18 protein-coding genes are annotated in these 21,483 nt (G+C 63.5%); 6 read left to right on the forward strand and 12 right to left on the reverse strand.

Features of this window, described 5'->3' with window-relative positions; translation table 11 throughout:
• Nucleotides 1-69: 69 nt before the first annotated feature.
• The 5 genes from tal to BLR71_RS14215 all read right to left on the reverse strand — a co-directional run bounded on the left by tal (nt 70) and on the right by BLR71_RS14215 (nt 4,753).
• A complete protein-coding gene (gene tal, locus BLR71_RS14195) occupies nt 70-1,038 on the reverse strand; it encodes a transaldolase (RefSeq protein ID WP_092527790.1) in 969 nt (322 codons plus the stop codon).
• Nucleotides 1,039-1,098: 60 nt separating this feature from the next.
• On the reverse strand, nt 1,099-1,770 hold the full coding sequence (locus BLR71_RS14200; protein ID WP_092527793.1) for a nucleoside triphosphate hydrolase: 672 nt from the start codon (nt 1,768-1,770) through the stop codon (nt 1,099-1,101).
• Between the two features lie 3 nt (nt 1,771-1,773).
• Complete coding sequence (locus BLR71_RS14205; RefSeq protein ID WP_245696487.1) at nt 1,774-2,559, reverse strand: ATP-binding cassette domain-containing protein; 786 nt, start codon at nt 2,557-2,559, stop codon at nt 1,774-1,776.
• Entirely contained in the window at nt 2,559-3,632 is a 1,074-nt protein-coding gene (locus BLR71_RS14210) for an ABC transporter permease (protein WP_092527799.1), read from the reverse strand. Before BLR71_RS14210 ends, BLR71_RS14205 begins: the two co-directional genes overlap by 1 nt.
• An 80-nt stretch (nt 3,633-3,712) precedes the next feature.
• The gene (locus tag BLR71_RS14215) at nt 3,713-4,753 is read right to left on the reverse strand and encodes a sugar ABC transporter substrate-binding protein (RefSeq protein WP_217629338.1); all 1,041 of its coding nucleotides are present in this window, start codon (nt 4,751-4,753) and stop codon (nt 3,713-3,715) included.
• A gap of 408 nt (nt 4,754-5,161) precedes the next feature.
• Between BLR71_RS14215 and BLR71_RS14220 the strand changes: the two genes are divergently transcribed.
• On the forward strand, nt 5,162-6,406 hold the full coding sequence (locus BLR71_RS14220; protein WP_092527802.1) for an ROK family transcriptional regulator: 1,245 nt from the start codon (nt 5,162-5,164) through the stop codon (nt 6,404-6,406).
• Nucleotides 6,407-6,439: 33 nt separating this feature from the next.
• Here the strand turns inward: BLR71_RS14220 and BLR71_RS14225 are convergent, their stop codons facing one another.
• The gene (locus tag BLR71_RS14225) at nt 6,440-7,861 is read right to left on the reverse strand and encodes an aminotransferase-like domain-containing protein (RefSeq protein ID WP_092527805.1); all 1,422 of its coding nucleotides are present in this window, start codon (nt 7,859-7,861) and stop codon (nt 6,440-6,442) included.
• Between the two features lie 230 nt (nt 7,862-8,091).
• On the opposite strand from BLR71_RS14225, the gene BLR71_RS14230 reads away from it, so the two are divergent.
• Complete coding sequence (locus tag BLR71_RS14230) at nt 8,092-8,712, forward strand: LysE family translocator (protein ID WP_092527808.1); 621 nt, start codon at nt 8,092-8,094, stop codon at nt 8,710-8,712.
• 82 nt (nt 8,713-8,794) lie between these two features.
• Here the strand turns inward: BLR71_RS14230 and BLR71_RS14235 are convergent, their stop codons facing one another.
• From BLR71_RS14235 to BLR71_RS14250, 4 genes are all read right to left on the reverse strand, one after another.
• Entirely contained in the window at nt 8,795-9,484 is a 690-nt protein-coding gene (locus tag BLR71_RS14235; protein ID WP_092527811.1) for an SDR family oxidoreductase, read from the reverse strand.
• Between the two features lie 141 nt (nt 9,485-9,625).
• Nucleotides 9,626-10,975, reverse strand: a complete 1,350-nt coding sequence (locus BLR71_RS14240; RefSeq protein WP_092527814.1) for an MFS transporter — start codon at nt 10,973-10,975, stop codon at nt 9,626-9,628.
• A 341-nt stretch (nt 10,976-11,316) separates the two neighbouring features.
• Nucleotides 11,317-13,047: a peptidoglycan DD-metalloendopeptidase family protein gene (locus BLR71_RS14245; RefSeq protein WP_092527817.1), complete on the reverse strand. Its 1,731-nt coding sequence runs from the start codon at nt 13,045-13,047 to the stop codon at nt 11,317-11,319.
• Nucleotides 13,048-13,284: 237 nt separating this feature from the next.
• Nucleotides 13,285-14,145, reverse strand: a complete 861-nt coding sequence (locus BLR71_RS14250) for a pirin family protein (protein ID WP_092527820.1) — start codon at nt 14,143-14,145, stop codon at nt 13,285-13,287.
• 107 nt (nt 14,146-14,252) lie between these two features.
• On the opposite strand from BLR71_RS14250, the gene BLR71_RS14255 reads away from it, so the two are divergent.
• Nucleotides 14,253-15,161 carry a LysR family transcriptional regulator gene (locus BLR71_RS14255; protein ID WP_092527823.1) on the forward strand — a complete coding sequence of 303 codons (909 nt, stop codon included), beginning with the start codon at nt 14,253-14,255 and terminating at the stop codon, nt 15,159-15,161.
• Nucleotides 15,162-15,263: 102 nt separating this feature from the next.
• On the forward strand, nt 15,264-16,268 hold the full coding sequence (locus BLR71_RS14260; RefSeq protein ID WP_092527826.1) for a glutathione S-transferase family protein: 1,005 nt from the start codon (nt 15,264-15,266) through the stop codon (nt 16,266-16,268).
• Nucleotides 16,269-16,619: 351 nt separating this feature from the next.
• On the opposite strand, the gene BLR71_RS14265 is transcribed toward BLR71_RS14260, so the two are convergent.
• Nucleotides 16,620-17,069, reverse strand: a complete 450-nt coding sequence (locus BLR71_RS14265; RefSeq protein WP_092527829.1) for a YaiI/YqxD family protein — start codon at nt 17,067-17,069, stop codon at nt 16,620-16,622.
• A 530-nt stretch (nt 17,070-17,599) separates the two neighbouring features.
• On the opposite strand from BLR71_RS14265, the gene BLR71_RS14270 reads away from it, so the two are divergent.
• Together BLR71_RS14270 and BLR71_RS14275 are read left to right on the forward strand one after the other, a co-directional pair.
• A complete protein-coding gene (locus tag BLR71_RS14270; RefSeq protein ID WP_092527832.1) occupies nt 17,600-19,300 on the forward strand; it encodes a DEAD/DEAH box helicase in 1,701 nt (566 codons plus the stop codon).
• Nucleotides 19,301-19,530: 230 nt separating this feature from the next.
• A complete protein-coding gene (locus tag BLR71_RS14275) occupies nt 19,531-20,520 on the forward strand; it encodes a DMT family transporter (protein ID WP_092527835.1) in 990 nt (329 codons plus the stop codon).
• Between the two features lie 8 nt (nt 20,521-20,528).
• On the opposite strand, the gene BLR71_RS14280 is transcribed toward BLR71_RS14275, so the two are convergent.
• The coding region (locus BLR71_RS14280; RefSeq protein ID WP_139172642.1) for an aldehyde dehydrogenase family protein at nt 20,529-21,483 on the reverse strand (955 nt) is incomplete at its 5' end.

The following is a 21,483-nucleotide window of genomic DNA, read 5'->3' on the forward strand; positions in this document are numbered from 1 at the left end:
GCCAATCTCACCGGGGCTGACTGAGTTGCTGAGCGATCACGGTCCACCAAGACATGCCGCTGATCGCTACTATGCCTGTCGGTTGGCGAGGCGGTCGTGCAACAGCGACTCGAGCTTCACCTGATCGGCCTCGAAGCCGCGGATGCCCTCGGCCAGCTTTTCGGTCGCCATGGCATCCTCGTTGAGCTCCCAGCGGAAGGCCGCTTCGCTCAGAGGCGACGGGCGGCTGTCGCGTTCGCCAGTGTCGCTCAATTCCGGCGTGACGCTGCCCTCGCGCTCGGCCAGTTCCTCGAGCAGCGCGGGGCTGATGGTCAGGCGGTCGCAGCCGGCCAGTGCCAGTATCTCGCCGCTGTTGCGAAAGCTGGCGCCCATCACCACGGTTGGATATTCGAGCCGGCGGAAGTAGTCATAGATGGCCCGTACCGACTGCACGCCGGGTTCCTCTTCGGGCGCATAGGCGGTGTCCGGGTTGGCCTTGCGATACCAGTCCAGAATCCGCCCAACGAATGGCGAGATCAAGAAGACGCCGGCTTCGGCGCAGGCGCGGGCCTGGGCGAAGTTGAAGATCAACGTCAGGTTGCAGGGGATGCCTTCGCGCTCCAGTACCTCGGCGGCGCGGATCCCCTCCCAGGTGGAAGCCAGCTTGATCAGGATGCGCTCACGCCCGATGCCGGCCTCTTCATACAGGGCCACCAGTCGCCGGGCCTTGGCGATGCTGCCCTCGGTATCGAAGGACAGCCGGGCATTGACCTCGGTCGAGACCCGGCCGGGCACGTGGTCGAGAATCAGGGTCCCCATCGCGACGATCAGCCGGTCGCAGGCCTCGTCTACCGCCTCATTACGGGTGCCATTGTGGCTGCCGGCGGCATGCAGGATGTCGTCGAGCAGCGCATCGTACTGACCGGACTTCACCGCCTTGAGAATCAGCGAGGGATTGGTGGTGGCATCCTGGGGTGCGAAGCGGCGGATAGCGTCGAGATCACCGGTATCGGCGACCACGGTGCTGTGTTGTTTCAGATCTTCGAGCAGGTTAGGCATGAGATTTCCTCCAGCATAAGACGTTGTCGATCAGGGGCTGCGGTCTGGCCGTGCAGTCCGTCACGGGGCGCTGTCCTGCTGTGTCAGGTGAAGGTCAGCGCTGCGACTGTTGCCGAGCACGGTGGCGGCGTTTTTCAGATCGTTGTCTTGCGCCTTGGCGGTGGCGGCTGCAGGGGAGAAGCCAAAGCTCAGCCAACGTTGCACGAGGCGCTCCTCAAGGGCCTCGATCGGCGGGGCCAGAAACACCGAGGCATCGAACCACTCGGCCAGCGCCTGCCATGGCGGCGTATCGAGCAGCAAATAGTTGCCCTCGATCACCACGATGGGGGTCGTCGCCTTGAGAAGCCCCGCGTCCGGCAGGGCGCAGTCGAGGGCTCTATCGAAGAGCGGATAGGGCGTATCGGCCTCGGCTGCCCTGAGGCGGCGGACCAACTCCACCAAGCCATGCGCATCGAAGGTTTCCGGCGCCCCCTTGCGTGCCAGCAGGCCACGCGCCTTCAGGATCTCGTTGTCGAGATGGAAACCGTCCATGGGCAGCAGCGCCGCTCGGGGTTCGCCGCCTGACTCGGCGTTCAGCCGTTCGACGACCTCGCTGGCAAGGGTTGACTTGCCCGAGCCGGGCGGCCCGGCGATGGCGATGAGCAGGCGCTTGCCGGAAGGCTGCGTCCGTTCGATCAATGCCCGCTCGATCAATGCCAGTACGGCGTCGCTATCGGTAGGTGCGGGTGCCATCGATCAGCTCGCCTCGGCCAGTTGAGAAGGGTCCTTCGCGCCAGTCATCAGGGCGACGGCATCGTTCATGGTGCAATCCTCGGGGCGAATCACGCAGAGCCGCTTGCCCAGCCGGTGGATATGAATGCGATCGGCGACTTCGAAGACGTGGGGCATGTTATGGCTGATGAGAACGATCGGGATGCCCCGCGAGCGCACTTCCAGAATGAGGTCCAGCACGCGACGGCTTTCCTTCACGCCGAGGGCCGCCGTGGGTTCGTCGAGAATGATGACCTTGGAGCCGAAGGCGGCGGCACGCGCTACGGCCACCCCTTGCCGTTGGCCGCCGGAGAGCGTCTCGATGGCCTGGCGGATGTTCTGGATCGTCATCAGCCCCAGCTCGCTGAGCTTCTCGCGGGCGAGCCGCTCCATGGCCGGTCGATCCAGTTGCCGAAACCACTTGCCCATGATGCCCGGCTTTCTGATCTCGCGGCCCATGAACATGTTGTCGGCGATCGACAGGGCGGGCGACATCGCCAGTTGCTGATAGACCGTTTCGATGCCCTGTTCGCGGGCATCCAGCGGGGAGGAGAACTTGACGCGCTGGTCGTCGAGGTAGACCTCGCCCTCGTCGGGCGTGATAGCGCCGGAGAGCGCCTTTATCAGGGACGACTTGCCGGCGCCGTTGTCGCCGATCACTGCCAGGATCTCGCCCGGATAGAGCTCGAAGTCGCAGTGGTCGATGGCGGTGACGCGGCCGTAGCGCTTGACGAGATTCTTGGCTTGCAGAATGGGAGCTTGTGCTTGCATTAGACGGACACCTTTCTGATCCATTGGTCCACGGCGACCGCGCCGATGATGAGCACGCCGATGAGCAGGTAGGTCCACTGGGCATCGGCGCCGAGCAGTCGTAGACCGAGGGTGAAGACGCCGACGATGAGGGCGCCGAACAGGCTGCCGAGGATCGACCCGCGACCGCCGAACAGCGAGATGCCCCCGATGACCACGGCGGTGATGGATTCGATGTTGGTGAGCTGCCCGGCGGTCGGTGAGACCGAGCCGATACGTCCGATCAGTGCCCAGCCGGCGAAGGCGCAGATCAATCCGGAGAGCATATAGACCGAGATGATCACCCGGTCCGTCTTCACGCCGGAAAGTGCGGCGGCCTCCTTGTCGTCACCCACGGCATAGACATGCCGCCCCCAGGCGGTATGGCGCAGGGCGTAAGTGAGCACCAGCACCAGCGCCACCATGAAGACGACCCCGACGGTGAAGACCGCGCCGCCGATGTTGAATTTCTCGCCGAACAGCTGCAGCAGCGGCGCATGGGTCTCGATATCCTGGGCGCGAATCGTTTCATTGGCGGAATAGAGGAAGTTCGCGGCCAGCACGATCTGCCACATGCCCAGCGTCACGATGAAGGGTGGAAGCTTGACCTTGGATACCAGCATGCCGCTGACCCAGCCGCAGAACATGCCGCACATCAGGCCGGCAAGAATGCTGACCGGAGCCGGGATCCCATAACGAAAGGTGAACTGCCCCATGACGACAGACGAAATCACCATGATCGCCCCCACCGACAGGTCGATGCCGGCGGTGAGAATGATCAGGCTCTGGGCGGCCGCGACGATGCCGACGATCTGTACCTGCTGCAGGATCAAGGTCAGCGCGAAGGGCGAGAAGAACTTGGAGCCCAGCAAGGCGCCAAAGAGCAGGATCGAGAGCAGCAGCACGATCATGGGCACGAGCGCCGGATTCATGTGCAGCGCGTGCTGCAGACGGTAGGCAAGGCCGGTGCGATGGGGCTGGAACTCGGCAACGGCTTCGCTGGCATCAATGCGAGCGGCGTTGCTTTCTTGTCGCGTCACTTCAGGTTTGGCCATGACGTCCTCGTGGAATTGATATGACGATCGCTGGGTGAAGGGGAGGCGTGGTGCGCCTCCCGTGGTTCATTGGTGGGTCATCAGCCCCAGCAACGTTCCATGCCTTCGGCAGACGAAATGGAATCCACGTCGTCGACGGGCTGGTCGGTGACCAGCGAAACGCCGGTATCGAAGAAATCCTTGCCCGGTGTCGGCTCCGGCTTGATGCCCTCGTCGGCCCAGGTCTTGATGGCTTCGATACCCAGTGATGCCATGCGCAAGGGGTACTGTTGGGCGGTGGCGCCGATCACGCCGTCTCTGACGTTGGCGACGCCGGAGCAACTGCCATCGACCGACACGATCATGACTTCGTTCTCGCGCCCCATGGCCTTCAGCGCCTGGTAGGCCCCGGCGGCGGCCGGTTCGTTGATCGTGTAGACCACGTCGATCATCGGGTCTTCGACCAGCAGGTTCTCCATGCCTTCACGCCCGCCTTCCTCGTTGCCATCCGAGGTGTCCTGGCCGACGATCCGCGGGTCCGTCTCGTCCCCCCACTTTTTGGGATCGCCGAGGTCGATGCCGAAGCCCTGCAGGAAGCCCTGGTTGCGCAGCACGCCGACCGCGGGTTGGCTGACGTTCACGTTGAGCAGGCCGATGCGGGCATCGTCGGCGTCGTCGCCGAGCCGGCTGGCCGCCCAGGTGCCGATCAGCTCACCGGCCTTGAAGTTGTCGGTCGCAAAGGTAGCGTCGGCGGCGTCTATCGGGTCGAGAGGGGTATCCAAGGCGATGACGAGGATGCCGGCGTCACGGGCCTGTTGCACCGCTGACACGATGGCTGAGGTATCTGAGGCCGTTAGCAGGATGCCGTCTGCGCCGTCGGCGATGCAGGTCTCGATCGCCTGCACCTGCGTCTTGTGATCGCCGTCGATTCTGCCGGCAAAGGACTTGAGCTCCATTCCCAGCTCTTCAGCCTTGGCGCTGGCGCCTTCGCGCATCTTGACGAAGAAGGGGTTGGTTTCGGTCTTGGTGATCAAGCAGGCGCTGGTGGTGTCATCGTCGGCCATGGCGGTGCCCGCCACGCTCATGCTGGCAAGTGCCGTGGCGGCCACCAGGGCGGCCATGCGGGTCTTGGTTGTTGGCATTGTTATTGGCATTGCTGTCCTTCCGTTTCGAGTCGAGGAATGTCGTTGAGTCTTTTTATTACTTCATTTTGAAGTAATTAGTATTCGGGACGACAATTGGTGTGGTATCCAGGTCAGGAACCTGGTGCGACAGGCCTCTGCACAGCTCTCTTTACTTAGCTCTCGTTACTTAGCTCTCGATGCCGGGCTCTCGTGCGTTATCCTCTGACCTGTCTTTTGCCTTACACCTCGGACGGTGTGGTATCGGTATAGGTGCTGCGCGCAGGGGCAGTCAACCGAAGCGGCGGCTTTTGGGACCAAAGTACAAGGACCCGGCCGTGGCTTGTAGAGCGTGATGGCGGCAAGAGGGGCGACGGCTTTGCTATCGTCTCGGGCGTTGCCGTTGTTTTCTGAACCTAGAGGGGCAGTATGAAAAATAAAGAGGGCGACCAGCCCGATGCCCAAGCGAGCACGCACCCGCTGAAAGGCTCGAACCTGACGACGGTGAGAGGGGTCAACGAACGCTTGGTGCTGCACCTGGTGCGCAGTCACGGAAAGCTCACCAAGGCCGATGCGACCCGGATGACGGGCCTGTCAGCGAATGCCGTCTCGGTCATCTTTCGTGCGTTGGAGGCGGATGGACTGCTGCTGCGCTGCTCACCGATTCGCGGGCGCATCGGGCAGCCCTCGGTTCCCATGATGCTGAATCCCGAGGCACGCCATTACGTGGGACTCAAGATCGGGCGACGCACCTTCGAACTGGTCGTCGTCAACTTCGTGGGCGAGGTGCTCGCCCACCGCAGCGAGGCCCATGCGTATCCCACACCAGCCGCGACGAAACGCTTCTTGAGCCAACACTTGGCCACGCTAGTGAGCTCTGCCGGCATAGCGCAGCACGACATCGCCGCGATGAATATCGCCATGCCTTTCGAACTATGGAGCTGGGTCGCTGAATTCGGCGCCCCTCAGCAGGAGATGGACGCCTGGCGGCGTTTCGATCCGGTGGCGGAGTTCAAGGATGTTGTCCCCTGGCCCATCACCGTGGAAAACGACGGTAACGCGGCCTGCCGGGCCGAACTGGTGTTTGGGCCTCCCGAAACGGCCCAGGATTTCGTCTACTTCTTCGTGGGTTCCTTTATCGGCGGGGGAGTGGTCCTGAACGGCAGCGTCTTCCCCGGGCGCAGCGGTAATTCAGGCGGCTTTGGTCCACTGCGGGTGCCCGACGAACCCGGAGGCGATCGTCTGGTCGATCATGCGTCCCTGGTCGTCCTCGAGCGCATGATCGTGGACCAGGGCGGCGATCCGGCCCGTGACATTCCGCCCGAGGCCGATGATTGGGACGCCGTGGAATCCTGTCTACAGCCATGGATCAGGCGGGCGGGGCGGAGTCTGGCCCATGCGATTATCTCTTCTCTGGCGGTCATCGACTTTCAGGCCGTGGTGATCGACGGCGCCTTTCCGCCCGCGGTTCGCAAGCGCCTCGTCGATGAGGTGGAACGCCAGCTCGATCGGCTGGATATGCAGGGCATAACTCGGCCCGATATCAAGCCGGGGCACTTCGGCGGCATCGCCCGTGCTCTCGGCGCCGCCGCCTATCAGATATCGACGGAATACATGATCGATCAGAACACCCTCCTGCGGCAGAATCCGTCGACGTCCGGCCTTCCACTGTAATGGCTGATGAGCAACTGAGCCGGCCTTGACCGCTCACACCAGCGGCGAGTCCCGCCGGGGTTCCTCGTCGAGCAATGCGGCCAGCCTCGTTAGGCCCTCATCTAGCTGGGCGCGCTCGGCGGGCGGCGTCACGCAGATGCGCACCGCCTGAGGCGCCGGCTGGCTGCCCACGCAGAAGGGGTCTGCGCCGATCACCGTTACGCCGCGTTCCGCGGCCCGGGCCACGAAGTCCACGGCCCGCCAGGGCTCCGGCAGCGTCAACCAGGCATAAAAGCTGCAGGGGTGGGCGCTTATTTCATGGCCCTTGAGGCGCTCGGCAAGCAGCTGCTGGCGTTCGGCCACCTCCTGCCATTGCCAATCAATCAGCGTTTTCGCCTCGGGGCTGGTCAGCCATTCGACGGCGGCGCTGGCCATCAGCTCGGGCGTGGCCCAGTACTGGGCGCGCAAGGCCGCAGCGAGGCGTGACATCAGGTTGGCCGGGGCATGTATGGCGCCCATCCGCAGGCCGCCGGCGAGCAGCTTGGAGACGCTGAAGATATACAGCGAGCGCTCCGGCGCCAGCCGGTAGAGGGGGACGCCGCGCCGCTCGGCGGTCACGAACTGTACGCCATCTTCCACTAACAGCAGGTCGTGGCGCCGGGCGATCTCGACGATCGCCTCTCGGCGCGCCTGCCCCATTCGGGCGCCGGTGGGGTTGTTGTGCTCGGGCATCAGGTACAGCAGGCGAATCTTCTGCTGCAGGCAGAGCCGTTCGAGTGCCTGGGGGAGGATGCCTTGGTCGTCCATCGGCACCGCCAGGTGCTTGAGACCGAGCTGGCGGGCGGCGGCGATCATGCCCGGGTAGGTCATCGCCGCCGAGGCTACGGCCTCGCCGGGCTGCACTAGCGCCTGTAGGGCCAGATAGTCCGCATGCTGGCCGCCACTGGTCAGGATCAGCTCGTCGGCAGCCATGGGGAGGCCCTGTTCCGTCAGCCAGTCGGCTAGTCTTTCGCGGCTCGTCTGACTGCCCTGTTCAGGGTGGTAAGCAAGGGCGGCATCAATGGCGCCTGGGCGATGAGCCAGGCGCTCCATCACTGCGGCGAGCTGCTGAGCGCGCATGGGATGAGGAATCGGCACACTCAGCGATAGGTCGACGCTGCCGTCGGTGGCTTGGGACAAGTGGTGAAAGCTCGGCGCATCCGACGCCAGGCTGCGTACCCGGGTGCCGCTGCCGACCTTGGCTTCGACCAGGCCGCGGCGCTCGGCCTCTCGGTAGGCGCGGGTAATGGTGCCGACGGTCACCTTGAGGGCGTCCGCCAGCAGGCGCTGTGGTGGTAAGCGCTCGCCGGGGGCGAGGGTGCCGGCGGCGATGTCGGCGGCCAGCCGCTCGACCAGTGCCTGGTAGAGCGGAGCAGCGGCAGCATCGAGGTCGGGCAGCCAGTGACAGCGGGCGCGGGCCTTGGTCTGAATAGTCATGTGGCGATGTTCCAGCAGGCAGATGAAGGGGCGAGTCGGGTGGCCGCCGGGCAAGAATCGGGCAATGTCAGGGTGACAAAGCATTGCTTGATCGGCGCTGACGGCGGCGCATACTGAAATTGTGCGCACAATTGCCGTATTTGTCAGGCGGTTTAGATAAATTGTACCCCTACAATAAAAGCGATTCCGCCAACTCCCGATGCCAATCCCACGACTTAAAGGAGCCTGCCATGTCCGCCCCGCTGCCCGAACTGCTCGCGCTGATCGGCCCGATGATGCTGTTTTCCATCAGCATGTCGGCCACGCCGGGCCCCAACAACATGATGCTGACCGCTTCGGGCGCCAACTACGGCTTCCTGCGGACCCTGCCGCATATGTTGGGTATCTCGATTGGGGTCATGGTGTTGATGGGGGCGGTGGCGCTGGGATTGGGAGCCCTTTTCGAGCGGTGGCCGCCGTTGCAGCAGGGCCTCAAGGTCGCCGGTAGCGCCTATCTGCTGTGGTTGGCCTACAAGATCGCCACCGCGCCGCCGCCGGATCAGCGCGAGCCGGACGACGATGCGCGACCACTGACCTTCTGGCAGGCCGCCGCCTTCCAGTTTGCCAATCCCAAGGCCTGGGTGATGGCGATCTCGGGAATCGCGTCTTTCACCTTGTCCGGCGATGCCTTTCTGGCCTCTGCGGTGGCGGTAATTCTGGTCATGGGCATGACCAACCTGCCGTCGATCGCGCTGTGGGCAGGCTTCGGCGTGGCCGTCGGCAAGATGATGAAGACGCGTCGCCACTGGCGGGTCTTCAATGCGGTGATGGGGCTGTTGACCGCCGCCTGCGTGCTGATGATTCTGAGCTAAGGCTCAGGCTGGTTTCGGCGTCATGGAATGAGCGGCGGGTTTTAAGCCTTGAGTCGGCTAGTCCAGATTAAGAAGAGCGGGGCTAGCGCTCGACTGGCGGGGTGGGGCGCACCAGTATCTCGTTGACGTCGACGTGGGGCGGTTGATTGATGGCATAGAGCACCGCGTTGGCGATGTCCTTGTCTTCCAGCGCTTGCGAGGGCGGCTCATCGAAGAAGGGCGTGTCGACCATGCCGGGCTCGATCAGCGTCACGCGGATGCCGCTGCCACGCAGCTCTTCGCGCACGTTATAGCCGATGCCGGTTACCGCCCATTTGGTGGCGCCGTACATCGAACCGGGAATGGTCGCGCGCCCTGCCGCCGAGCCGGTTAGCAGCACATGGCCGCGGGTCTTCTGAAGCGCCGGCAAGCAGGCCTGTAGCGTCAGGCCCACGCCGTAAATATTGGTCAGGATCATATCCCTCCAGGCTTCATGATCGGCGCCCGAGAAGCCGCCCGGTGAGCCACCGCGCCCGGCATTGGCGAATACCGCATCGATACGCCCGAAACGCTCAAGTGCTTCCTCGACCATACTTTGCTGATCGTCCATCGAGGTGACGTCGCAACTGACGGTCAGCACATTTTCAGGACCCAGCTCTTGGGCCAGCGCTTCGAGCTTGCTGACACTGCGGGCGGCCAGCACCAGTCGGAAGCCATCACGGGAAGCGGCGCGGGCAGTGGCGGCGCCAATACCACTGGAAGCGCCGGTAATCAGCAGGACGCGATCATTCATACGAACTTCCTCTACTCGAAACCCATATACCTCCAGCATGGCGAAGGCTGCCAGTGTGTGCAATGGTTTTGCTGCTAACGAAAAATGCCACCGCCACCCGTTATGGTGGCGGCGACATTTTCGCTACGAGGCATAGCTAGGCTAGCGCAGAGAGATGGCTGCAGTGGGATGTTCGCCGGCGGCATCTTGATAGGCGGAATTGACCTCGCTCTCAACGTCGGCAGAGAAGCGGACCACCAGGGCACAGAGTGAGGCAATGATCACGGCGATGCCGAGATAGAAGAGGCCTTCCTGATAGGTGAGTGCCTCGGTGCGGAACAGAAAGCCTGCGGCGACGGCCCCGGCGTTGCCACCGGCGCCGACAATACCGGCGACGGCGCCCAGTGCCTTCTGGTTGATAAAGGGCACGACACCGAAGGTAGCGCCCTCGGCCATCTGCACGAACAGGCTGAATACCAGCATGATGCCGATGGCGAGCGCCAGGATGTGCATCTGCGAGAAGAACATCAGCGCCACCCCTTCGCATAGCATGGCAATGAACAGCCAGCGCACTCGACCCTTGAGCCCGGCATTGCGCGCGAAGAGGTCGGAGAAGACGCCGCCCAGGGTGCGGGCGAAGAGGTTCATCAGCCCGAACAGGCCGGCGATCAGGCCGGCGCTTGCCAGCGTCAGCTCGAAGTTATCGAAGAAATAGATGGCGGCGATGTTGTTGATGGTTAGCTCGACGCCGAAACAGGCGGCATAGACCACGAAAAGAGCCCAAACGCGGATGTCCTTGGCGGCGGTTGCAAAGCTCGCGCCCATGCCATTTTCGCCGCTGGCGGGCGGCAGTTCGCCCCGGGCTCGCAGGTCCTCGAAGTTGCCGTCCGGCGCGTCCTGGGTGAAGAAGTAGTAGGCGATGCCGGTGAAGAATAGCACCACGCCCGGCACGACCATGGCCAGGCGCCAGCCAAGTGCCTCGTTGACCCCAAGCATCAGGATGCCTGAGAAGATCAGCGGCATCACGATCTGGGTCGTACCGCCGCCCAGGTTGCCCCAGCCGGCCGAGGTGGCGTTGGCGGTACCCACTACGTTGGGGGCGAACATGATCGACGTATGGTACTGGGTGATCACGAAGGAGGCGCCGATGGCGCCGATGGCCAGGCGTGCGAGGAAGAAGGACTCGAAGCTGTCGGCTAGGCCGATGCACATGACCGGTAGCGAGCCCAGGCACAGTAGCCAAGTATAGGCGCGGCGTGGACCGATCTTGTCGCAGAGGACCCCAATCGCCAGGCGCACGATCACGGTAATGGCCACCGAGGCGATGATGGTATTGCCGATCTGGGTCTTGGTCAGGCCCAGGTCGTCACGTACCACTGCCATCAGAGGGGCGATGCCAAACCAGCCGAAGAAGCAGATGTGGAAGGCAAACCAGGAGAAATGGAAGGCCCGCATCTGCGGCGTTTTCCAGTTCAATAGGCGAATCTTGTTGGCTTTGTTTCGGATTTCCATAGAGACATACCTTGCCGAATGACGTTCGAACACACGATCTTGGGCCTTCGCCGTTGAAGGTTGAGTCCGACGCACTCGTACCCCTATGGAGCCTGGTCTACGCCTAGTACTGATTGATATTGACTAGGCAAAAATTCCGCCATTTTAATATTTTTATATTATTTTCATTGTCTTATGTTTTTTACGGTCAGCGGTGGTGGGCATTGAATGAGCGCTGATGGTGCAGATTGCACCGCGAGATGACAGTGACTCACCGTCAGGAAGCAGAGAGGTAACAAAAACCCCGCCATAGCGACGCTATGGCGGGGTTTTTGGTTCGCGGCTGATGACGGCGAGCTAAGTCAGCTGTCGTCGCCGCTCTGCCGGGTGCTTGCCTGTGCGATGGCGGAGGTGCTGCCATCGTTTTCCAGGCGGGCCAGCATCGGTTCTGCTTCGCGCTTGAAAGCGGCCAGAGCGGGACCGGAGAGGCTCTGGTTTTCCGGCAGGTCGACGCGCATGGCATCGACCCGGTTGCCGTTGGCGATCACCTCGTAGTGCAGGTGGGCGCCCGTGCTGCGACCGGTGTTGCCGGAAAGGGCGATGCGCTCTCCCATGGTGACGCGCTCGCCTTCGCTAACCAGGCGCTTCGACAGGTGCAGGTAGCGTGTCTTGTAACCGTTGTCGTGGCGAACCACCAGGTAGTTGCCTGCCAAGCGATGGTAAGCGGATTTGACCACACGGCCATCGGCTGGCGCTCGCACGGTGGAGCCCGACGGCATGGCAAAGTCGGTGCCGTAGTGCGGGCTGATGCGCCCGGTGATCGGGTGCTTGCGGCGCAGGTTGAACGACGAGCTGATCCGGTAATGACCGTCGAAAGGGTAGCGGTTGAAGGCAGGGTCGAGGCTATGGCCATCCGGGGTGTAGAAGCGGTTATCGTCGCTATTGCGCACCACCGTCAAGTCCATCCGCGCGCCTTGGTAGCGCACGGCGAGAATGCGCGAGTCGAGGCTTTTGCCGTCGATGATGTCGGACTCGACCAGGACCTGGAAGGCATCGCCACGGCGGGTGTCGCGACGGAAGTCGAGCTTTTTGGATAGCACGTTGGTCAGCTCGGCCACCTCGGCCGAGTTAAGACCGGTCGCCTGGGCCGACTGCCCGAAGCTGCCGCTGACGGTGCCCGAGAACAGCCGCTGGGTCGCCTCGCCGGCTTTCTCGATATCGGCGATCTCGAAGGCTTGCTGCTCGTCTTCTGCCCGTTCGATCAGATAGCCAGTGCGGGCATTCTTCATGATGCGCAGGGCCATCAGTTGGCCGTCTTCATCGACCTTGTAGTCGAAGTTCTGACCCACTCGCCAGCGGGTCAAGACGTTCTTGTCCGGCATGGAATCGAGAAGCTGCATGACTTCGCTATAGCCGAGACCCAGGGTGCGCTCGGCGAGCACGGCGAAGGTGTCGCCGGGCTGCACGGTATAGGTTTCCCACTGGGGAACGAAGTTCTGGTGGGCAACGATCTCCGCTTCAAGCGACGGGTCATCGTCAATCAGCCATAGCGGGTCGGCGGAGAAGTCATCGTAGGAAGTGCCACCTTCGGCGCCACCGTCCACGTTGATTTCGGTCAGGTGACTGGCCAATTGCAGGACGCCGGCATCCAGTGTCGGCGGCTCGCCGGCGACGAGCCCAGCGGTATCATCGACGGTGGTGCTATCGCCTTGCTCGATGACCTGGGGGGAGGCGTCGAATGACGTCAGGTCGCGTGCGTCAGAACCATCCAGGGTGCCGGCATGCGCCTTGGCCAGGAAATTGATATCGACGATTTCCTGCGCCTTGAGGGTGTTGAGGGGGATATAGCCCTCATTGTCACTGCGCAGCGAAGGGCGTTCTTGTCCGGGCGTGGAAGCCGTTTCGACGACTTGCGTCGCGTCAGAGTTGCCGATGGGCATCTCGACGACGGTGAATTCGGTGTTGTCGGTCTCATCATCCGAGGCCGACACGGTGGAATAGAGTTGCTGCGCGCCTAGCACGGCCACCATGGTGGCAACGGGTAACAAAAGAAACTTGTGCGTGCGCGGTAGCGAATGAAGGATTCGCAACATAATGAGTAAAGGCCAGTAAGGATCAAATGGATATAAAAAGGCATCAGAACCTTACCCCATGGCGTATTAGCTGCCTAGTCTGTACGCACATACAGTAAGCGGTAATTCACACCCATTCGCCCAGGGTTTGGGAAGTGTCGTCACTAATTGGATGGAATGCCAGAAAATTAACACTGTTTCATCGAGAAACCTTGATTAATGTCCTGGCATTTTCTTGAGGCGGGGCCGTGCCGGGAATCAGCCGGTCAGGGTGCCATCACGGTAGTCGCGCAGTGCCTGCTGTAATTCCGCCTCTGAGTTCATCACGAATGGCCCGTAATGGGCGATCGGTTCACGATGTGGCGTACCCGCCAGCAGTAGGGCCTGAGCGCCGTTGGGGCTCGAAAGTGACAGGCTGTCGCCCTTGCTCAGGCGCACCAGCTCACCGGCGGAGACGCTCTCGCCGGCAATGGCTACTGTGCCATCGAACACATAGGCCAGCAGGGTGGGGGCATCGGCCTCGAGCGCAAGCGATGCGCCCTCATCAAGGTGCAGGTGCGCCACGGCGCCCTGACCGGCGAGTGCTTCCAGTGGGCCGTCAATGGCTTCGCCGTTGCTGGTCTGCCAGTGCCCGCCCAGCGCGGTGAGGCGTGCGCCATCCTGTGTCAGGTGTGGCATCTCTGCGGCCTTCACATCGCGATAGGTGGCAGGGCTCAGCTTGTCGCGACTCGCTAGGCTCAGCCACAGCTGGAACGCATGCAAACCCTGATGGTCAGTCAGCGGCATTTCCGAGTGGATAATGCCGCGCCCGGTGTGCATCCACTGAGCGTCGCCAGCCTCGATGGTGCTCGAGTGGCCCAGGTGGTCTTCATGGGTCAGGCCACCGTGAATCACGTAGGTAAGGGTCTGGATGCCTCGGTGCGGGTGCGGGGGAAAGCCGCCGATGTAATCGTCGGGGCGATCCGAGCCCAGTTCATCGAGCATCAAGAAAGGGTCGAGGCCGCCGCCAAAGTCGTGCAGGCGCTTGATCTTGACGCCATCACCGTCTTGGCTGGGCTGAGCGGCGAGCCGGCGTTCGATGCGACGGTCGCTGCCTTGTGTATCGTGGGTAGCGCTCATGAGAAATCCTCCGCCAAAGCGTCTGGTGTCGATGGCATGAATTGTTGATCATGAATACGGCGCAACGATAGCGCATAGTTTTGCTCAAAAGGTTCGAGGAAATCGAAATGTCCCGAGTGACGCTTTCCCAGTGGCGGATGCTGGCGGCGGTCGTCGATCACGGTGGCTTTGCCCGTGCTTCGCTCGTCGTGCACAAGAGCCCCTCGACGCTCAACCACGCCGTGCACAAGCTCGAGGAGCAACTGGGTGTCAAGGTGCTGGAACCGGTGGGGCGCAATGTGCGGCTCACCGAGGCCGGCGAGATGCTGCTGCGACGGGCCCGCCAACTGATCGAAAGCGCCGAGGCCCTCGAGGACGTGGCCGACAGCCTCGCCGAGGGGCTGGAGGCGGAGGTGGTGTTGGCCATCGACCAGATATTTCCGCCGGACGTGCTGGCCCAGGCGCTGGAGCGTTTCTCGGCGGCCTTCCCACATGTGCGCATACAGCTGCACGAGACGGTGCTTAACGGCGGGGTCGAGATGCTTTACGACGGCCGGGCCGATTTGGTCGCCTCGGGGCTGGCGGCGCAGGGATTTCTCGGCGAGCCCCTGGCCACGGTGACCTTCCTCGCCGTGGCCCATCCCGACCACGCCCTGCATCAGCTAGGCCGGCCGCTCGACCTGCGTGATCTGGAGCAACATCGCCAGCTGGTGGTGCGCGACTCGGCGCAGCGGGAGGCGATGAATGCGGGCTGGCTGAAGGCCGAGCAGCGCTGGACGGTCAGCCACCTGGCCACTTCGGTTGACATGCTCAAGCGTGGCCTGGGATTCGCCTGGGTACCGAAGACCCTGATCGAGCCGGCCCTGGAGCGCGGTGAGCTCCTGCCGCTGCCATTGCTGGTCGGCGGTGTGCGCCAGGTGCCGTTTCAGTTGATCCATCGCGATCGCGACCGGGCCGGTCCGGCGACCCGCGCCATGGCCGCAGCGCTGATGCAGTCGGTCAGCGAGTGGGAAAAGGCGCAAGCGGCAGCACAATGATTCGAAAGCATCGAATGGAATCCCGGAAAATACGCGCTTGAGCGTCGAAAGAATGGGCGTAGGCTGCACAGTCATACGCGACATCTAACTTGAGGAGGGCTTATGGGCCTGTTGATCGACGGCGAGTGGCACGACCAGTGGTACGACACCAAGAAGCACGGCGGCGAGTTCGTCCGCGAGTCCGCCCAGCTACGCGATTGGGTGACCGCCGATGGCAGCGAGGGGCCAGATGGACAGCCGGGTAGGCTGGCCGAGCCGAACCGCTACCACCTTTATGTGTCGCTTGCCTGCCCCTGGGCTCACCGTGCCCTGATCATGCGCCACCTCAAGGGACTCGATGATGTGATCGGTACCTCGCACGTGAGTCCGCTGATGCTGGACCAGGGCTGGAGCTACAACCAGGAAGAAGGTTCGAGCGGTGACCCCATCAATGGTGTGAGCTATCACCGCGAGCTTTACACCCTCACCGACCCGCACTATACGGGCCGCGTCACGGTGCCGGCGCTGTGGGACAAGACCGCCGGCAATATCGTCAGCAATGAATCCGCCGATCTGCTGCGCATGTTCAACGGCGCCTTCGACGACATCACCGGCAACCGTCTGGACTTCTATCCCGCCGATCTGCGCGAGACCATCGATGCGGTGAACGCCGACGTCTACGACCACATCAACAATGGCGTCTACAAGTCAGGCTTTGCCACCGACCAAGCCGTCTACGAGAAGCACGTGACCGCGCTCTTCGATGCCCTCGACCGGATGGAAGCGCGCCTTGACGAGCAGCGCTATCTGGCCGGCGAGTGGTTGACCGAGGCGGACATCCGCTTGTTCACCACGCTGATCCGTTTCGATGCCGTCTATCACGGCCACTTCAAGTGCAATATCCGGCGTATCGAGGACTATCCAAATCTCTCGAACTATGTCCGCGAGCTGTACCAGTGGCCGGGGGTCAAGGAAACGGTGAACCTGGACCACATCAAGCGCCACTACTATTACAGCCACGACAACATCAACCCGACCCGCATCGTGCCCAAGGGCCCAGCGCTCGACCTGGAGCGGCCCCATGACCGCGAGCGCCTGCCGGGACAGGGCATCAGGGAGAAGGCGTGACGCCTGGTGGGGTGGCGCGGCTAACCCGTGGACAGGCCTTCGCGAAGGCGCTGTAAACCCTTCCCTGGGCGCTACATTCTTCATCCCTGAAGAATGACCTTCGCTCAGACCTGTTCCCGGCGCCGCTCAGATCCCACGTTTCTCCGCTTAGGGGCGGCCCAAGCGGTCGTCTCAGGCGTTCTTGGCCAACCAGCGGTCCAGGGCGTTGGCGAACTCTCGGCGGTCGACGTCCCAGCAGTTCTGAGTCAGAGGAGCCCTTGGGACCGCCGGTGTGCTCACCGCTCGAGCGCATGGTTTCCATGCAGGCCCTTATCATGCGCTGCATCTGTACCGGGTACAGATGCGTTGTTTTCACCGGTTCTTGGCCAACCAGCGGTCCAGAGCGTTGGCGAACTCTCGGCGGTCGACGTCGGAATAGCCCTTGGGACCGCCGGTGTGCTCACCGCTCGAGCGCATGGTTTCCATGAAATCCCGCATCTGTACACGTGCGCGGATATTGCTGCGATCCAGCGCTTCGCCGCGATTGGTCATCACCGCTGCTCCCTTGTCGATCGCTTCCTGTGCCAGCGGCAGGTCGGCGGTCACCAGCAGGTCTCCCGGGACGAGGCGGCGAACGATCTCGTCGTCGGCGGCGTCGAAGCCGCTTGCTACCGCCAGCGGCTTGACCCAGGGCGAGGGCGGCAGCGGCACTTGATGGTTGGCGACGAACCAAGTCGCTGTCTGGGTGCGCTCGGCGGCGCGCACGATGATGTCGCGTGCGACACGCGGGCAGGCGTCGGCATCGACCCACAGGCTAGGCATTCACGGCTCCGAAAAGACTGGCATGGCAAAGGTCTCGATGATAGCATGCGCTCTCCTCGCATGTGTTGACCCCCACCATCATGACGAATTGCACCCGCCTCGCTAGGTTGGGATGGCAAGCTTTCGCAAGACGCCAGGCGCGATGATCCGCGACCAAGCGCTGTGACCGGGCTCGCCAAGTGTTCGCCCGGGGCAGGCCCAAGGCCTCGCCCAGTGCGTCTGGATTTGTAGATGGAGCGCCCACTGCCTGTCGGCAAGGTGCACAAGGTCGCCACAGCGGTTCGCCGAGAGTTTCCGGCAAGCCCCCGCGCTTGTCGAGGCTCGTTTGATTCGGGCAATGCCCGCGTCTCGACGTGAACCGAATGCCAGGTGCGACCGGCGTCCCAGATTCCGCCCGAGCCAGCCCCCGCATGGGGTGGTTCGCATTCGACCCTACAGGCTCTCATCGAACCTGTGCTATTGCGTGTTCCGGGTCGGGGACGCCACCAAACTCTGTTGCCGGTACTGACCGGCCTACCAAGGTGTGATTGATGACCTCGACTTCTGTCGCCTCGCCGAGCTTCGGCGAACTGGCACTGCTGCCTGCCGTGCTGACTGCCCTCGAAACGCTGGGCTACGAAACTCCCTCCCCGATCCAGGCGCAGACCATTCCTGCCCTGCTCGAAGGCCGTGACATGATCGGCCAGGCTCAGACCGGTACCGGCAAGACTGCGGCCTTCGCACTGCCGATCCTGTCTCGCATCGACCTCGCTCGCCGCGAGCCCCAGGTGCTGGTGATGGCCCCGACCCGCGAACTGGCTCAGCAGGTTGCCGTGTCCTTCACCAAGTACGGCCAGAACCTTCAGGGCCTGCAGGTCGCTACCCTGTGTGGTGGCCAGGAATATCGTGAACAGCTCGGCGCGCTCAAGCGTGGCGCACAGGTCGTGGTCGGTACCCCGGGCCGCATCATCGATCACCTGGATCGTGGCAGCCTGAAGCTTGACGGCCTGTCCGCCCTGGTGCTCGACGAAGCCGACGAAATGCTGCGCATGGGCTTCATTGATGACGTCAAGCGCGTCGTCGCCGATACCCCGAAAGACGCCCAGCGGGTGTTCTTCTCCGCGACCCTGCCGGCTGAGATCGAGCGCATCGTCAATCGCTATCTGGTCGACCCGGTCAAGGTCACTATCGAATCGGCCAAGGGCACTGCCGACAGCATCGATCAGCGTCTGGTGCGTGCCGAAGGTGGCGCCAAGCTCGAGGCACTGTCGCGCATCCTCGAAGTGGAGCCGGTCGATGGCGCCATCGTCTTCGTGCGTACCCGCGCCGCCTGCACCACCCTGGTCGAGCAGCTGACCGCCCGCGGCGTCAATGCCGCTGGCCTGTCCGGCGATCTGGACCAGAGCCTGCGCGAGCGCACCATCACCCGCCTCAAGCGTGGCAAGGTCGATGTGCTGATCGCGACAGACGTGGCCGCTCGTGGCCTCGACGTGCCGCGTATCACCCACGTCATCAACTACGATCTGCCGCAGGACTCCGAAGCCTATACTCACCGTATCGGCCGTACCGGTCGTGCTGGGCGTAGCGGCGTGGCGATCACCTTCGCCGGCTTCCGCGAAACCCGCAAGGTGCGCTGGATCGAGCAGGCCACCGGTCAGCACATGAGCGACATGGCGCTGCCCGATGAGGCGGCCATCCGCGCTCACCGCGACGAGATATTCCACCAGCGTGTGGTCGGTACTCTGACCGCCGGCAGCGACGAGCAGCGTGCGCTGGTCGAGCGCATGGTCGCCGAAGGGCATGATCCGGTTGAGCTGGCCTGTGCCTTCGCCGCCATGGCGCGCGCCGACGAAGCGCCCATCGGTCGCCTGCAGGCACCGAAGGATCGCAACAACGATCGCGCCGCTCGTGATGGCAAGCCGAAGCGTCGTGACAGCGCTCCGCGCGAAGGCATGACACGCTATCGCGTTGCCGTTGGCCACAAGGACGGCGTCAAGCCGGGCCAACTGGTCGGCGCGCTGGCTAACGAAGGTGGCATCGAAGGCGCCCGCATCGGCCGCATCGACATCCGCAATGCCTTCTCAGTGGTCGAGCTGCCGAGCAGCCTGCCCGCCAGCATCCTCAGCAAGATGGCACGCGCCAAGGTTGGCGGCCGTCCGCTGGAGATCAGCGAAGACAGCGGCGCGCCGGAACGCGCACCGCGCCGTCGCAACAACGACGACGCACCCGTGCGTCGCCGTTCGCAGGCCTGATCACAGGTCCACCCGTAGCGAGAGCCTGAACGAGGCTCTCCGACCAAAGGGTGATGGCGCCGCGATAGCCGTTATCGGATAGTCGATGGCGCCAAGGTAACAACCGCGCAGGCTGGGGATATCCCCAGCCTGCGTTTTTTTATGGCCAGTTTTTGTAGATGGTTTTTATAGATAGTTTTTATTGATTGTTTTATGGACGGTCCATGGATGGGATCAAGGAGAGGACAAGGATGTGGCAACGACTGTCGTGGCGGCTGCGCGGTTATTTGATCACCGGGCTGGGTGTGTTGCTGCTGTCGCCGGATGCGCTCTTCGTCAAGGACACTGACGTCGAGGTCGCCACCTTTATGTTCTGGCGGGCCCTGATGCTCGGGTCGGTGCTGAGCCTGGTGGCCCTGGCACGCTACGGGCGCAAGTTGCCGGCGGCGGTGCGCGCCTGCGGCCCGGCGGCGTTCTGGTGCCCGCTGGCCTTCGCCGTCGGCGCCTGGAGTTTCGTGATTGCCAACCGCATGACGGCGGCCGGCAACGTCTTGGTGATCCAGAATCTGGCGCCGCTCATCGCCGGGCTGATCGGCCTTCTGGTCTATGGCCAGCGGCTGCGCCGCCAGACCTGGGTGATCATCTTGCTGTGCGTGGCCGGTGCCTGCCTGATGGCGGCCGGCGAAGTCGGTCGGGGCAACCCGCTTGGGCTGATAGTGGCGCTGTGCCTACCGTTTGCGCTGGCCATCAACACCACGGTGGCCAGCGCCCAGAAGGGCGTCGATACCACCGTTATCCTGCCGCTGGGCTGTGTGATGATCCTGCTGCCGGCTTTGCCTCTGGGCGGTGCTATGCTGCCGTCCAGCGATGATCTTCAGCGTCTCGCGCTACTCAGCCTGGTCTTTCTGCCGGGCGCCTACTTATGCATTCAGACCGGCCCGCGCTACCTGGCAGGTGCCGAGGTCAGCCTGATGATGCTGCTCGAGACCCTGGCCGGGACCCTGCTGGTCTGGTGGTGGATCGGCGAGGCGCCGGCACTCTTGGCCTTCGTCGGCGGTGCGCTGATCATCGTCTCGCTGCTGGGCGGGGGGGTGCTGGACCTGGTGCGCCAGCGACGCAAGGCCGCGGCCGGCGCGCTGGATCCTCAGGCATTGCTGGAGGAAGAGGCTGGTGGTAATGCGTCCACCAGCCCGAACTCCGACCCCGGGCTATTACACCCGGAGGCCGGAGAGAGGTTTTGAGCGACTCCTTAAACCTCGCGATTGCCGTCGACCAGGCGGCTGACGCCGGCCGGGTTGCCGTCACGCAGCGCTTCGGGCAGTAGGCCCTGGGGCAGGTTCTGGTAGCAGACCGGGCGCAGGAAGCGGTGGATCGCCGCACTGCCCACCGAGGTGGTGCGCGAGTCTGAGGTTGCCGGGTACGGGCCGCCATGGACCATGGCGTGACAGACCTCGACGCCGGTCGGCCAACCGTTGGCCATCACCCGGCCGGCACGACGCTCCAGCACCGGCAGCAAGCCGCGGGCCGCCTCCAGGTCGCCATCGTCCATCTGCAGGGTCGCGGTGAGCTGGCCTTCCAGATGCTCGGCCACACGCTTCACCTCGGCCTGATCGGCACATTCCACCACCAGCGAGGTGGCCCCGAAGACCTCGGCCTGCAGGGCCTCGTCGGTCAGGAAGTCCTCGGCGGAGGCCACGAACAGCCCTACCTGACAGGCATTGGGGCCGTCGCCGGCCGGGCCGCGCGCCACTTCGCGAGCATGGCTGCTGGCCACCAGGCCATCCACGCCCTGCACGTAAGCATCATGAATGCCCGGGGTCAGCATGGTCTGGGCGGCAGCGCCCTTCACCGCCTCGCCGGCGGACGCCACGAAGGCATCGAGTGCTTCGCCCTTCACGGCGATCACCAGGCCGGGGTTGGTGCAGAACTGACCGGCGCCCATGTTAAGCGAGCCCACGAAGGCCTCACCCAGTTCCTTGCCGCGAGCCTTGAGGGCTTCAGGCAGCAGGAAGACCGGATTGATAGAGCTCATCTCGGCATAGACCGGGATCGGCTCCGGGCGTTCCTGGGCCGCCTTGGCTAGCGCCGTACCGCCGTTGCGCGAGCCCGTGAAGCCCACCGCCTTGATGCGCGCATCGCGGACCAGGGCCTGGCCGATGTCATTGCCGGAGCCGTAGATCAGCGAGAACACGCCCTCGGGCAGC

It is taken from the genome of Onishia taeanensis, from assembly GCF_900100755.1.
In the GTDB taxonomy this organism is placed as follows: Bacteria; Pseudomonadota; Gammaproteobacteria; order Pseudomonadales; family Halomonadaceae; genus Onishia; species Onishia taeanensis.